The sequence below is a fragment of the Caldimonas mangrovi genome (genome assembly GCF_023721835.1).
Taxonomy (GTDB): domain Bacteria; phylum Pseudomonadota; class Gammaproteobacteria; order Burkholderiales; family Burkholderiaceae_C; genus Caldimonas; species Caldimonas mangrovi.
Genome location: NZ_JAMKFE010000024.1, coordinates 1 through 10,872 on the forward strand (window position 1 = coordinate 1; position 10,872 = coordinate 10,872).

Sequence of the window (10,872 nt, forward strand, 5' to 3'; positions counted from 1 at the left end):
CCCGGTCAACCACATCAGCTCGACGCTGCTTTGCGCCTCCCGTTCCAGGCGTCGGCTCGGCTGCACGCGATTGAGATAGCCGTAGATGTAGATCTTGAGCAGCACCGCAGGGTGGTACGCCGTCCGGCCACGGCAGGCTGGGCACCATCGAAGCCGAGCTGTTGCAGCCGCAGTTCATCGACGAAGGCGTCGACCACGCGCACCGGGTTGTCTTCGCCGATGTAGTCGTCCAGACACTCCGGCAGCAACGTCACCAGGCTTCGCTCTTTCCCTCAATGAATCGCTTCATGCTGTGACCCGCTTTGTCGCGTTGCCACAATTTAGGCGAGCAGCTCCGAGGCATCAACGCGTTTTCACACAGCCTCGGTCGCATGCGGCCACCTCCAAAGGTGACTCATGTCACTTCGGCTCCGGTGCGTCATCTGCATCCACCGTGGCCCCAGGCTCACTCACGCAAACTGCGGGGCAAGGACCTGAAGATCGCCGACGACCCGCAGGCGGCTATCGACGCCGAGCCGAAGGCGCGCGACATGCTGGGCGGCTCAGCGAGCAGAACCGCTTTGCGCTGGCCTTCCGCATGCACCACGTGAAGACCGACGTGTGGCGCAGGAAGAAGATCGAGGCCCTGGTGGGCATGCTCAAGCGGGGCGAGGCGATCTACCCGCAGAAGAAGTAGGCAACGGCATCACGGCTGGCAAGGCCAGAGGCTGTTGTCATCGCGGCGGTGCGGGGTCCGACCGTCTCGCGTGTTCGGCGCCCCACTCTGCCAGCGCATGGACAGCCGTGTTGAGCCTTGCACCCGGCTCCGTCAGCGAATACTCCACGCACACTACCCGGCCCTTGTCGAACACCGAACGACGCACCACCCCATCCGCTTCGAGTTCGCGCAGCTGCTCGTAAAGCACTTTCTCGCTGATCGCTGCGAGGCGCCGCCTGAGCGCACCGAACTGCAGCGGTTGCGCATGCAGCTCCCAGATCAGCGTCGGCTTCCACTTGCCGGCGATCACCGCCAACGCAGGCTGCAGTCCGCATGCGGCGGTTGCAGGCACGCCATCGTCAGGCAGGCCACTTACCTTCACGTAAGCCATTGAAGTGACCCCTGTGTGGCTCATAAGCTGGGCCCCTTATCGGCATTGGACTGGAACATGGAAGACATCTCGGTGATCGGATTGGGAAAGATGGGATCGGCTCTCGCGGCCGCATTGCTGCGCGGCGGGCATCGGGTGACGGTGTGGAACCGCAGTGCCCACAAGGCGACTTCGCTCACGGATGCGGCACTTGCTGCGACGCCGGCCGCCGCCATCGCGGCGAGCCCGCTCACGATCGTCTGCGTGTCGGACTATGCCGCGACCCGCTCCATTCTGTCCGAACCCGGTGTGGCGCCAGCCCTGGCAGGACGGACGCTGGTGCAACTGAGCACCGGCACCCCGGCCGAGGCGCGGGAACTGTCGACATGGGCACACGAACGACGGGCGCGCTACCTGGACGGCGGCATCCTCGCCTGGCCCAGCCACATCGGTGGCGAACAGACGCTGGTGTACGTCTGCGGTGACCGGTCTTCATACAACGAACACGAAGCCGGTTTGCGAACGCTGGCGGGCGGCCTCACTTACCTGGGCACGCAGCCCGGCGCCGCAGCGACGATGTTCGCAGCCATTCTGTCGTACCTGGCAGGGCGCTGGATCGGCATCTGCCATGGAGCGCTGATCTGCCAAAGCGAAGGCATGAGCCCTGCCTTTTACGGCGAAGCACTCGCCGCCCTCGGACCGGCACTCGCGTGGGATGCGCGGCACATGGGGCAGGTGATCGAGAGCGACACCTACACCGCCCCCGAAAGCACGTTGGCGACGGCAGGGGAGGACATCGCGCGGCTGGTTCGCCAGGCCGAGGACTCGGGCATCAACGCCGCCTGGCCGGTGTTCGCGGCCGGCCTTTTCGCCCAGGCGATCGAGGCCGGGCACGGGCAGGAAGAGCACGCCGCGCTGATCAAGGTGCTGCGGCGCGAAATGCTTGCCGTGGCATCTTGAGGGCGCTGCGGTCAGGGACGTCCGGACGTCATCGCGCCTTGGCGTCCTGAACCGACCACGTATGCATGAAAGCCCCATCGAGCCAGTCTCATGACTGGTTGGATGGGCTTCTGACGTTCGGTCAAACCGCCACGGCGCCCTGAGCCCGCCAGGCATCGCTGCAATCCGGCGGAATCGCCTTCGCCGTCCGGCTACTTCCTCGGCAGCATCACGGTGAAGCAGGTCCTGCCGCCCGCCGACTCCACGCTGACGCTGCCGCCATGAGCGATCGCGATCTGGCGCACGATGAACAGGCCGAGCCCCAGACTGGCCCGCTCGCCCTGTGCGTCCGCTCCCGCATGGCGGCGCAGCGGCTCGAACAGCGAGCTCATCAGCTCCTTCGGTATGGTCGGCCCGGTGTTCTCCACCGACAGGTGAACCTGGGCTTCGTCGCCGCGCAGGCTCATGCGCACGATGCCGCTCGGGTTACCGTGCCTGACGGCATTGATGACGAGGTTGCTGACCACCTGCTTGACGCGTGAAGCGTCCCAGCTTCCCTGCGTGACGCCCTCGGTCGCGAACTCGATCGTCGACGCAGGCAGTGCCGCCTGCAGCAACTCGATTTCTTCGCGGCACACTCTGGCCAGATCGACCCGGTGCGGGGTGACCCGTATGCCGATGTCCAGCGACGTGCGGTTGTAGTCGAGCAGGTCGTCCAGCAGTTGCCTCATGCGCTCGCCGCTGCGCATCAGCCTTTCGGTGTGCGGGCTCATCGGTGTGCCCGCGCTCAGTGTGGAGATGACCCGCGACGTCAGCAGCACGGCGTTCAGCGGGCCGCGCAGATCGTGGCCCAGCATGCCGAGGAACACCGCGCGCCAGCGGTCCACTTCGCTCGTGAAGTAGTCGACCGACTCGGTGATCGCCTGATCGATCGCCTCGTTGAACCGGCCGGCGTCTTCCATCGCCTGCGGTCCGTACGGCGCCGTGTCGCCCCACAAGCGCAGCACGCTGGCGCGCAAGGCACGGTACTCGGCCACCAGTTGGCGTATGGTGAAACCGCCCCCGGCGCGCAGCACGGCGTGGGTCTGCGCTGCCGTCTCCGTGGCCCCCGGCCGGGCGGACGCCCGTCCTTTGGACTTCTCGGACTGCTCCCGGCGGGTCTGCGAGGTGCGCAGATCCTTGGCGACGGCGTGCAGGATCTGCTCGGCATGGTCGCGCAGCGTGGCGGCGTCCATCTCGGCCGCGGCGGGCAACAGCGACGAAGCGAACACATCCCATTCGGCGAGGATCGCCTGTGTGTTGGCGTCGATGAAGTCTGCAAGCCGCATGTGCCATGCCTCCTGGGAGCGAATTGCGCATGCTACCTCCCGCCTCCCGCACGGCTTCGGCACCCGGTCATCCGTTTCGCGTGGAAGCCGCCGAGGCACGACAGCGCCAGGACATTGCAGGCGCATGAGTGCCGTCGGAAAACTTTCGCCCAGCGCGCCGTCGAGCCCGCCCGCGGTGGGTTCCGCACACATGCCCGACCTGCCCTCGACGCCCCCGTCCGGCAGCCCCACGCCCTGGCTCGACCCGCCCGTGCGGCCACGCAGTGCCGGCAACGCGCCTGCCGCGGCACGCAACGCGGCGCCTGCGCAGCGCTCCGCCGAGGCCCGGTCGAACGCGTCGCCGTTCATGAACCTGCATGCGGACATCCACCATGAGATATCGAAGCGTCTCGACGTTACGTCGAACATCCAGCTGGCGCGCGCCACGGAGTCCATGGAACCGGGGGTGGCGGCCGACTACCGAGACGCCGCGCGGCGCAAAGCCAAAGACTTTCTGTGCGGCATCGACCCGCACCAGCCGAAGCACCCGACCGCGTTGTTCGAGGAACGCGCGGCCCTGGACCGCATCGTCGGCCGTTTCGTCTCCGAACCGGCCGCGTCTGCGGAACATCGCGAGGCCGGCGACGCCGACATCGCAGCGCTGACGCGCCTGAAATTGCATGTGCTGAAGACCGAGTGCAACGAGGCCCACCGTGCCTGCCTGACGCACCTGGTGATGCCGGCACGCAGCGCCGGGCCGGAAACCTCGAAGGCTTACCACCAGATCCTGGACTCGATCCGGGACATGAAGAACCCCGAGGCGCAAGCCCAGGCGCTGGTCCGTTACCTGTTCACGGTGCCGCTCGACGGCTTCCCGTCGGCACCCTCCGCCTCCGCTGATCGCACGAGCCTGCTCGGCCGCTTCGGCACGCTCGTCGGCCGCGCATTGAGCGCCAGCGGGCGCAACGATGGGTCGAACGGTGTACTGGGTGCGCCGCCGCCGGGCTGGCAGCCACCGGTGCGCGGCAGCGCGGAGCAGTTGTTGCGCGAACTGGTGCAGCAGGCGCCTCACATCGGCCGCGCACTCGACATGGCGGCGGCGCTGCCTGCGTACCCCAGCCCGGACCCGGTGACGCCGCAGACGATCGCCGATGTGTTCAGCGCGCGGCTTCCTCACCACCCCTCCATGCCGTTCGCGCGGTTCGACTACCTGGCCGCCTGCCAACGCCACATGCGCACGTCGACCGGAACGAGACCCGGATCATGCCCGGTCGCGAACACCTGACCTGTTCATCAAAAGAGCGCCTGCACCCAGCAAACAGCGAACGCGTCTGCGATGCCGTTCCCGGCCGGCGCGGCGGCCGCCGCCCTTACCCCTCGCTCCTCATCGCCGGCCGTGCCTGCACCTTGGCCAGCCAAGCCTGCACCTGCGCATGCCTGGCCACCGGCGCGCCGATGAACACGCTATAGCCGATGACCGAGGCCACGAGCAGGTCGGCCATCGAGTACTCGGCACCCAGCATCCACGGCTGCACGGCGAGCCGCTCGTCCAGCAGGCGCAGCAGCCCGTCGAGCCCCTCGCGCGCGGCGTCGGCGTGCGCCGCACTGCGCAACGCCTCGTCGCCCATCGTGGCCACCTGCAGGCGCACCAGCACCGCGCCATAGGTCACGTAGGCCCAGGCGCACCACGACATCGCCTGCAGCCACTCGGGCGTGCCGGCGGCGGGCCACAGGCCCTTCGCCACGCCGTACTCCTCGGCCAGCCAGAGCTGGATCGCCAGCGCCTCGAACATCGGCGCGCCATCCACCGTCAGCGTGGGCACCTTGCCGTTCGGGTTGAGGGCCAGGTATTCCGGCTTGTGCTGCTCGCCGGCCTTGATGTCGACCTTCACGCGCTGGTGCGGCACGCCGAGTTCGGCCAACGCGCAGGCCACCGGCGTGGCGCTCGACATGGGGTGCCAGTACAGGACGATGGATCGGGGCTGGGACATGGGACTCTCCTTGGGCGGAGTGACGGGGTCCGTCACGGGTGAAGGGATGGGTGCACTGTAGGCATCATTGCGGACAGTTTCCGCCCTCGATGAGAGCTAGAGTGCGGCGCATGCTCACCTCGTCCTCCCGCCTGCTGCGCCTGCTGTCGCTGTTGCAGACCCGTCGCCACTGGGCCGGCGCCGAGCTGGCCGAACGGCTGCAGGTCCATCCCCGCACCGTACGGCGCGACATCGACCGTCTGCGCGAGCTGGGTTACCCCATCGAGGCCAGCAGCGGCGTGGCCGGCGGCTACGCCTTCCGCCCCGGCCAAGCGCTGCCCCCGCTGCTGCTGGACGACGACGAGGCGCTGGCCGTGGCCATCGCGCTGCGCACCGCAGCCCTGGGCATGGTGGGCGGCATCGAAGAGACGGCCCTGCGCGCCGTCGTGAAGCTCGAGCAGGCGATGCCCTCGCGCCTGCGCAAACGCGCTGACGCGCTGCGCACCACCATCATCCCGCTCGACAGCATCGGCCCGGTCATCGACGCGACCCTGCTCGCCGCCCTGGCCAGCGCCTGCCGCGACCAGCTCAGCGTGCGCTTCAGCTACACCGACATCCGCGGCGCCGCGAGCGAGCGCTGGGTGGACCCGCAAGGGGTGGTCCACACCGGCAGCCGCTGGTACCTGGTGGCGTGGGACCGCGGGCGCGAAGACTGGCGCACCTTCCGCCTCGACCGCATTCAGCCGCCCGCCACCATCGGCGCGCATTTCGCCCCGCGTCCCGGCCCGGACGGCGGCGACCTCAAGGCCTTCGTGTCTCGCTCACTGGCCGTGTCGCCCTATCCCACGCAAGCGCGCATCGTGCTGCACGCGCCCCGCGAGGTGATGGCCCAGCGCATCCCGGCCGCCTACGGCCTGCTCGAGGCGATCGACGACGAACGTTGCGTGCTGCGATGCGGCGCCCATGCACTCGATCACCTGACCTACTGGCTGCTGGCGTTCGATGTGGACTTCGAGGTGCTGGAGCCGGTGGAGTTGAAGGAGCGGTTGATCAGGGCGGGGGCAAGGGTGGCGCGGAGCGTGGGGCCCTAGTGCCCTCGGCTGCGGTCGATCGACTGCAGCCTGGGGCGGGTCCGGGCGGCGAGATCCGGGCGGCGGATGTCGCGTCGAGGTCGGCCGAGGGCCACTGCAACCGGCCAGGAGCTGCCGTCGGGTGGCATATACCGTTGCAAAACCTGCTCGGCCCCCACATCGTCATCTCCCTCATCAAGCGGCGGCCGATCGAGGCCGAAGGAGGGAACTCACGTTGCCTCCCGGCGCCGCGGCGCCCCCTGACTCACCGGTGGTCCCAGGCCCGGCCCGGGCCTTTCGAAGCTCGACTCCGGTGGAAGCGCCCTGCCCCCGAACCGTTGCCGATACGTCTGCGGGCTGATCCCCACCACCCGCGCAAACTGCACCCGCAACGCCGACGCAGAACCGAACCCCGCATCCCCGGCGATCTGCTCGACGGGACGTTGGGTGGTTTCCAGCAGCTGCTGCGCGCGTCGCACGCGCGCGCTGAGCAGCCATTGCAGCGGCGTCGTGCCGGTCTGTTCGACGAAGCGGCGGCTCAGCGTGCGGGCGCTGACGTGGCAGCGTCGCGCCATCGATTCGATCGTGAGCCGTTGGTGCAGGTGTTGCTCCAGCCAGTGCAGCAGCGGGCGCAGGTTGCCGTGTGCGCCGGGCGGTTCGTGCACGATGAACTGGGCCTGGCCGCCGTCGCGTTCCAGCGGCATCACCGACATCCGGGCCGCGTCGGCAGCCACGGCGGCGCCGCAGTCGCGCCGCACCATGTGCAGGCACAAGTCGAGCGCCGCCGCAGCGCCGGCCGACGTGAGAATGCGGCCGTTGTCGACGTACAGCACGTTGGGGTCGACGCGCACCTTCGGGTAGAGCCGGGCCAACTCGGCCGCGGCCAGCCAGTGGGTGGTGGCGCGCAGCCCGTCGAGCAGGCCGGCGGCCGCCAGCACGAAAGCGCCGGTGCAGATCGACGCGATGCGTGTGCCCCTGCCGGCCGCCTGCTGCAGCGTGGCGATGGCGGCGGGCGCGATGGGCGCCGTCGGGTTCGCCAGGCCGGGCACGATGATGGTGTCGGCGTCGGCCAGATGGCTCAGCCCCCATCGCACGCGGATGTCGAAGGGGCCGGCTTTCACATCGTCGGCTTCGCCGCAGACGCGCACGCGATACGCCTGCCGCTGCCCGGGCACCTGCACGCGTTCGAACACTTCGCAGGGTGTCGCCAGGTCGGCGGGGACCACCCCATGCAGGGCCAACAGGGAAACGGTGTGCATGACGGGTTTCGCGGCAGCGTGACGTTCCGGCCAGCGTAGCAGCTCGTGTCCGGTGGCGCCCCGCCGGTGCTCGGCATTGGCAGGAAACGCGCGAGATCTGTCCATTCGGCAGCTGGTTGAGCCCGGTGTCGCCGGGAACAATCGCGCCGCATGGCGACTGCACCTTCCGCTCACTCGAACACACCGTCCTTGCGCCTGCTGCGCACCGCTTCGCTGGCAGAAGGCGTCACGTTGCTGGCCCTCCTCGGCGTGGCGGTGCCGTTGAAGCACGCGGCCGGCCTGCCGGCGGCCGTCTCGCTGATGGGGCCGGTGCACGGCCTCGCATTTCTCGGCTACCTGTGGGCCGTGTTCGCGACGGTCAGCGCCACCGCGGGCTGGCGCCGGGCGGAGGTCGTTCGCCTGGTGGCGATGGCCTTGGTGCCCGGCGGCGCCTTTTTCAACCGGCACTGGCTGCGCCGCAAGGAGCAGGCGCTCGCGTCGGCGCCAGGCCTGTCGACATGACCCTGCTCTGGCTCAAGGCGGCGCACCTGCTGGCCGTCGTCACCTTCGTCGGCGGCCTGCTGCTCACCACCATCCTGCTGCACCTGCTGCACGGGTCGCCGGTGCCGCGGCTGCCGCAGGAACGGCGCCTGGTGGTCGCCGTGCGCCATTGGGACCGGGCGGTCACCACGCCCGCACTCGCGCTGGTGTGGCTGCTCGGCATGGCGATGGCCGTGCGTGCGGGCTGGATGGGCGCGCCGTGGCTGCTCGGCAAGCTGGTGCTCGTGGCCGGCCTGTCGGCGTGGCACGGTCTGCAGGCCGGGTGGCTGCAACGACTGGTCGCCGATCAGGTGACGCCGCCGCGGTGGACGCGGCGGGTGGTCGGGCCGTTGCTGGCTGCGGTGGCGGGCTGCGTGCTGCTCGTGGTGCTCAAGCCGTCGTGACGCGCTTGGCCACCCGGGCGATGGCGCCGTTGCGTGCGTCTTCGGCCGCGGCCGCCTCGGTCAGGTAGGCCGCCACGACGATGGGTGCGCGGCCGGGCGGCCAGTACACGCCGACGTCGTTGGTGGTGCCGCGTGCACCGGTGCCGGTCTTGCTGCCCACCTTCCAGCCGGCGGGCAGGTGGGCGCCCAGCCGCTTGCCGTTGGTCTTGCAGTCCTGCATCCATTGCACCAGCTGGGCCCGGCTGCGTGCAGAGAGCGCGTCGCCGAGCATCACGGTGCGCAGCAGCTGCGCCATCGCGCGAGGGGTGGTGGTGTCCCGCGGGTCGCCGGGCGTGCCCTCGTTGAGTTCGGGCTCGGTGCGGTCCAGCCGGGTCACGCCGTCGCCCAGGGTGCGGACATAGCGCGTCAGCCCCTGCGGGCCGCCGAAGGTCTGCAGGATCAGGTTGGCGGCGGCGTTGTCGCTCAGCGTGATGGTGGCTTCGCACAACCCGGCCAGCGTCATGCCGTCGCCGCCCACGTGCTTCTCGGTGATCGGCGAATGCGGCAGCAGCACGTCGCGGCCGTAGCGGATGCGGCGGTCCAGCCGCTCCTCGCCGGCATCCACCCGCTGCAGCACGTAGGCGCCGGCCAGCCACTTGAAGGTGCTGCACATCGGGAAGCGCTCGTCCAGCCGGTGGCCCTGCAACTGACCGGTGCCGCTGTCGAGCACGGCCACGCCCAGCCGGCCCTGCGCGCCGGCCTCGATTTCCTGCCAGGCCTCCTTGGGAAGGGTGCGCACGCCTTGGCCCAAGTTTTCCTGTGATTGGGCGCAGCTCAGCAGCGGGCCGGACGCGGCCAGGGTACTGACCAGCTGGAGGAAGTGTCGTCTGTCCATCATGCGAGGTTCTCCGTCGAAAAAGTGCCCGAACGATAGGGCGTGGGGCCGACGGCGACAAACGGTCTTTCCGAGGACAAGCCATAAGAAAATCTGGGGAATGAACCTCCCTCTCAATGCCTTGCGGGCCTTCGAGGCCTCGGCCCGCCACCTGAGCTTCACGCGTGCCGCCATCGAGCTGAACGTCACGCAGTCGGCGGTCAGCGCGCAGGTCAAGAGCCTGGAACAGCGGCTGGGCACGCCGCTGTTCCGGCGCCTGCCGCGCGGCCTGGCGCTCACCGACGAAGGCCAGGCGCTGCTGCCGATGCTGGCCGAGACCTTCCACCGCATCGGCGCGGTGCTCGACCAGTTTCGCGGCGGGCGCCTGCGCGAGGCGCTGACGGTGGCGGCGGTGGGCACTTTTGCGGTCGGCTGGCTGATGCCGCGGCTCGAAGCGTTCCATCGCGACCACCCGTTCGTCGACCTGCGGCTGATGATGAACAACAACCGCGTCGACCTGGCCGGTGAAGGGCTGGACTACGCCATCCGCTTCGGCGACGGGGCCTGGCACGGCACCGAGGCCGAGCCGCTGATGCAGGCGCCGCTGTCGCCGGTGTGCACCCCCGAATTGGCGGTGCGCCTGCACGAGCCGGCCGATCTGGCGCGTGAGACCTTGCTGCGTTCTTACCGCGCCGACGAGTGGACGCGCTGGTTCGCAGCGGCCGGTGTCGCGCCACCGTTGCTGCGCGGGCCGGTGTTCGACTCGTCGGTCACGATGGCCGCCGCCGCCGTGCAGGGCATGGGCATCGCGTTGTTGCCGCCCACCATGTTCGCACTCGACCTGCGTCACGAAAGGCTGGTGCAGCCCTTCGACATCCAGGTGCCGACGGGCCGCTACTGGCTGACGCGGCTGAAGTCCAAGCCGGTGTCGGCGCCCATGCGCGAGTTCAGGCAGTGGTTGCTGGCGGCCATGGAAGAGGCCTGACGGGTGTCAGGCGCGGGACGGCATGCGTTTCGGCGTGCGGCCGCGCAGCAGGAACCCCCACGTCCACCCCAGCAGGATCAACTGCAACGGCGCGCGGACCAGCAGGTAGACGGGGCCCCAGGCGTGCCCGCCCATCGGTGCGTGCTGCAACGCGGCATACACGTTGGCCGGAAAGAAGGCGATCAGCACCGTGGCAGCAGCGAAGGCAGCGGCCGTGCGCCAGCGTCGGGTGAACAGGCCGAGCGCAATCGCGATCTCCAGCACGCCGGTGGCATGCACCAGCGCCAGCCGTAGCGGCACCCACGGCGGCAGCATCTGCGTCATCGCCTCGGCCTGCACGAAATGGCCGCTGGCGGTGAACAGGAACACCAGGCCCAGGCCCCAGGCGGCAGCGGCTTCGGTGGCCGCCGGCGCGGCGGTGCGCCCCACCAGGCGGTTGGCCAGCAGCGGCAGGGTCAGGATCAGGAGCATCAGCAACGGGGTGGTCATGGTGCGGCGA

General features: G+C 69.5%; 12 protein-coding genes and 1 pseudogene. 6 read left to right on the top strand and 7 right to left on the bottom strand.

The genetic code is table 11. From position 1 onward, the window contains the following. Together M8A51_RS24955 and M8A51_RS24960 are read right to left on the bottom strand one after the other, a co-directional pair. A pseudogene (locus tag M8A51_RS24955) lies at window positions 1-289 on the bottom strand (transposase); the annotation flags it as partial. A 424-nt stretch (window positions 290-713) separates the two neighbouring features. After that, window positions 714-1,007, bottom strand: coding sequence for a winged helix-turn-helix transcriptional regulator (locus M8A51_RS24960; protein ID WP_251781382.1), 294 nt, complete (start codon window positions 1,005-1,007; stop codon window positions 714-716). Window positions 1,008-1,145: 138 nt separating this feature from the next. Here M8A51_RS24960 and M8A51_RS24965 point away from each other — a divergent pair, with 138 nt between their 5' ends. Beyond that, the gene (locus M8A51_RS24965) at window positions 1,146-2,027 is read left to right on the top strand and encodes an NAD(P)-dependent oxidoreductase (RefSeq protein ID WP_251781339.1); all 882 of its coding nucleotides are present in this window, start codon (window positions 1,146-1,148) and stop codon (window positions 2,025-2,027) included. Window positions 2,028-2,218: 191 nt separating this feature from the next. On the opposite strand, the gene M8A51_RS24970 is transcribed toward M8A51_RS24965, so the two are convergent. Then, the gene (locus tag M8A51_RS24970) at window positions 2,219-3,334 is read right to left on the bottom strand and encodes a sensor histidine kinase (protein ID WP_251781340.1); all 1,116 of its coding nucleotides are present in this window, start codon (window positions 3,332-3,334) and stop codon (window positions 2,219-2,221) included. Between the two features lie 190 nt (window positions 3,335-3,524). On the opposite strand from M8A51_RS24970, the gene M8A51_RS24975 reads away from it, so the two are divergent. Further along, complete coding sequence (locus M8A51_RS24975; RefSeq protein ID WP_251781341.1) at window positions 3,525-4,598, top strand: hypothetical protein; 1,074 nt, start codon at window positions 3,525-3,527, stop codon at window positions 4,596-4,598. Between the two features lie 85 nt (window positions 4,599-4,683). On the opposite strand, the gene M8A51_RS24980 is transcribed toward M8A51_RS24975, so the two are convergent. Further along, window positions 4,684-5,304 (bottom strand): glutathione S-transferase family protein, encoded by a 621-nt coding sequence (locus tag M8A51_RS24980; protein ID WP_251781342.1) that lies wholly within the window; start codon window positions 5,302-5,304, stop codon window positions 4,684-4,686. A gap of 110 nt (window positions 5,305-5,414) precedes the next feature. Here M8A51_RS24980 and M8A51_RS24985 point away from each other — a divergent pair, with 110 nt between their 5' ends. Beyond that, window positions 5,415-6,374: a helix-turn-helix transcriptional regulator gene (locus M8A51_RS24985; protein ID WP_251781343.1), complete on the top strand. Its 960-nt coding sequence runs from the start codon at window positions 5,415-5,417 to the stop codon at window positions 6,372-6,374. A gap of 209 nt (window positions 6,375-6,583) precedes the next feature. Here the strand turns inward: M8A51_RS24985 and M8A51_RS24990 are convergent, their stop codons facing one another. Beyond that, complete coding sequence (locus tag M8A51_RS24990; protein WP_251781344.1) at window positions 6,584-7,612, bottom strand: GlxA family transcriptional regulator; 1,029 nt, start codon at window positions 7,610-7,612, stop codon at window positions 6,584-6,586. 150 nt (window positions 7,613-7,762) lie between these two features. Here M8A51_RS24990 and M8A51_RS24995 point away from each other — a divergent pair, with 150 nt between their 5' ends. Both M8A51_RS24995 and M8A51_RS25000 read left to right on the top strand, forming a co-directional pair. Continuing rightward, on the top strand, window positions 7,763-8,113 hold the full coding sequence (locus M8A51_RS24995) for a DUF3817 domain-containing protein (protein ID WP_251781345.1): 351 nt from the start codon (window positions 7,763-7,765) through the stop codon (window positions 8,111-8,113). Beyond that, the gene (locus M8A51_RS25000; RefSeq protein ID WP_251781346.1) at window positions 8,110-8,535 is read left to right on the top strand and encodes a CopD family protein; all 426 of its coding nucleotides are present in this window, start codon (window positions 8,110-8,112) and stop codon (window positions 8,533-8,535) included. Before M8A51_RS24995 ends, M8A51_RS25000 begins: the two co-directional genes overlap by 4 nt. Here M8A51_RS25000 and bla read toward each other — a convergent pair. Next, a complete protein-coding gene (bla, locus tag M8A51_RS25005) occupies window positions 8,522-9,412 on the bottom strand; it encodes a class A beta-lactamase (protein WP_407062263.1) in 891 nt (296 codons plus the stop codon). The two genes, M8A51_RS25000 and bla, sit on opposite strands and share 14 nt — an antisense overlap. Before the next feature lie 97 nt (window positions 9,413-9,509). Here bla and M8A51_RS25010 point away from each other — a divergent pair, with 97 nt between their 5' ends. After that, complete coding sequence (locus M8A51_RS25010) at window positions 9,510-10,373, top strand: LysR family transcriptional regulator (RefSeq protein ID WP_251781347.1); 864 nt, start codon at window positions 9,510-9,512, stop codon at window positions 10,371-10,373. Window positions 10,374-10,379: 6 nt separating this feature from the next. On the opposite strand, the gene M8A51_RS25015 is transcribed toward M8A51_RS25010, so the two are convergent. Then, window positions 10,380-10,862, bottom strand: coding sequence for a DoxX family protein (locus M8A51_RS25015; RefSeq protein ID WP_251781348.1), 483 nt, complete (start codon window positions 10,860-10,862; stop codon window positions 10,380-10,382). Window positions 10,863-10,872 lie beyond the last annotated feature (10 nt).

Bases quoted from the DNA above. Each gene is read 5' to 3' on its own strand.
- bla (WP_407062263.1), bottom strand. From the start codon at position 9,412: ATGATGGACAGACGACACTTCCTCCAGCTGGTCAGTACCCTGGCCGCG.
- M8A51_RS24990 (WP_251781344.1), bottom strand. From the start codon at position 7,612: ATGCACACCGTTTCCCTGTTGGCCCTGCATGGGGTGGTCCCCGCCGAC.
- M8A51_RS24995 (WP_251781345.1), top strand. From the start codon at position 7,763: ATGGCGACTGCACCTTCCGCTCACTCGAACACACCGTCCTTGCGCCTG.
- M8A51_RS24985 (WP_251781343.1), top strand. From the start codon at position 5,415: ATGCTCACCTCGTCCTCCCGCCTGCTGCGCCTGCTGTCGCTGTTGCAG.
- M8A51_RS25010 (WP_251781347.1), top strand. From the start codon at position 9,510: ATGAACCTCCCTCTCAATGCCTTGCGGGCCTTCGAGGCCTCGGCCCGC.
- M8A51_RS25000 (WP_251781346.1), top strand. From the start codon at position 8,110: ATGACCCTGCTCTGGCTCAAGGCGGCGCACCTGCTGGCCGTCGTCACC.
- M8A51_RS24980 (WP_251781342.1), bottom strand. From the start codon at position 5,304: ATGTCCCAGCCCCGATCCATCGTCCTGTACTGGCACCCCATGTCGAGC.
- M8A51_RS24970 (WP_251781340.1), bottom strand. From the start codon at position 3,334: ATGCGGCTTGCAGACTTCATCGACGCCAACACACAGGCGATCCTCGCC.
- M8A51_RS25015 (WP_251781348.1), bottom strand. From the start codon at position 10,862: ATGACCACCCCGTTGCTGATGCTCCTGATCCTGACCCTGCCGCTGCTG.
- M8A51_RS24965 (WP_251781339.1), top strand. From the start codon at position 1,146: ATGGAAGACATCTCGGTGATCGGATTGGGAAAGATGGGATCGGCTCTC.
- M8A51_RS24975 (WP_251781341.1), top strand. From the start codon at position 3,525: ATGCCCGACCTGCCCTCGACGCCCCCGTCCGGCAGCCCCACGCCCTGG.